General features: G+C 56.1%; 1 protein-coding gene. It reads right to left on the bottom strand.

Going from position 1 to position 1,556, the window contains the following annotated elements:
• Positions 1–176 precede the first annotated feature (176 nt).
• The gene (locus tag GE027_RS22510; protein WP_153559479.1) at positions 177–1,469 is read right to left on the bottom strand and encodes an IS4 family transposase; all 1,293 of its coding nucleotides are present in this window, start codon (positions 1,467–1,469) and stop codon (positions 177–179) included.
• Positions 1,470–1,556: the final 87 nt, after the last annotated feature.

The raw sequence follows: 1,556 nt of genomic DNA, 5'->3' as shown, positions 1-1,556 counted from the left end.
GTGGCATAGGCTTCCAGCCAATTGTGTTCGGCACGACGTTTGCCATGTTTCAGTTTAGCGAATCGTCGGGCGTTGTTTTCGGCGATCTGATGGCCTTTCGCATCGGGCTGATCGTGCTGGTACGCCTGCTGGGACAGTTTTCAGAGGCCGATCGCTTGGGTCGGCGCATATTGTCCCTAGTCTTCGCTAGGTTTCAGCTTTTTGATGTGGGCCTCCAGCTCCTCGAGCGAGGCCCAGCCCAAAAAGTAGAACGTGATCATCTCGAACGTCCGCTTGGTCGGCTTCTTGCCCGTCATCGCCATGATCATGATGCAGGCAATGATCGCCATGTACATCTGGATCGTCGCCCCAGCCGGGTTGTGGCTGAGCAAATGGCGACAACCTAAAAGCTGCTTGATGATTCGAAAGTACAATTCGATCGTCCAACGCAACTCGTAGAGCGCCGCGATTATCTCCGCCGGTACGTCCAGGTTATTGGTCACGATCCTCAAGTAGCCATCGCTGCTCGGGCCGCTCTGGCCGTTCTTGGCTTTGCGTGAGTCGTGCGGTTTGACCTTCACCACGATCACGCGAGTGACGTGATCCGGGGCGGTGGTACGTGAGTTATCGGTGCCAAAGCGAACGATCTGATCACTGACGATGTTCTTCGACTTGGCTTCTTCGGAAAGCGCGTTTTCGGACTCCACCTCCCACTTAGCCGAGTCGAACAGGCGACACACGTACTGGCTCTCTTTGGCATCGATCGCATTCCAGAGTGCGTATTTTTGATAGCCACGATCAATCAGATAGCAGCGATCCGGCTCGACGGTCCTTTCAAGAACCGCGCGTTCGTCGGCTTCCTTTTTAGGGTTGCTGCCGGTCACGTCGATGCGGCTGGGGATGCCTTTGAAGACCTCAAATTGAGCGTGCAGGCGGTAGCCGCAGGAGGACTTGCCGCCGCCGGTGGGCACCCAGGCGAGCTGACCGACCTGGGCAAGAATTTTGAACACACTGCCATCGACGGCGGTGATCTTCTTGTTGACATTCTTGAACTTCTCGGGCGTTCGATCAGGCAGCTTATCGCCCAGTTCGGCGGCGATCGCAGCGAGCGGTTCGGGATCGAACACGGTGACAGATTCGGATAGGCTTCCCAGGGAAGCACGGCCGACACCGAGTCGTTTGCGGACGACGTCCAGTTCACTGGCCTGCTGCATGCCACGCAGCGAATCGATAACGGGATTGAACATCCACATCAGCACCAGCATGCAGTACTGGTCCATGTGCAGCGAACGATTGTTTGCCTTGTCGCGGGCCGCTCCGATCTCATGCAACGGCTCCAGCAAACTAGCGATGTGACCAAGCTTTTTGAGGTCTTGGAGATCGCTAGGCTTGATTTTGCCCTTGCGCAGCCGTCGATCGGAGACACTCGTCACCGGTTTCTTGGCTTTACCGGACTTCTTCGCTTTATCGGACTTCTTGGCTTTGGCCACCGGGCATCGCTGTCAGAAAGGCAGGATAGTAAACTTACCTACCTTGCCAGCGCAAATATCGTGCCGAACACAATTGGCTTCCAGCCT

Source organism: Roseimaritima sediminicola (assembly GCF_009618275.1).
GTDB classification, from domain to species: Bacteria; Planctomycetota; Planctomycetia; order Pirellulales; family Pirellulaceae; genus Roseimaritima; species Roseimaritima sediminicola.
Note: the sequence above shows the minus strand (reverse complement) of the source record. Positions and strands in the feature narration are given on the sequence as shown.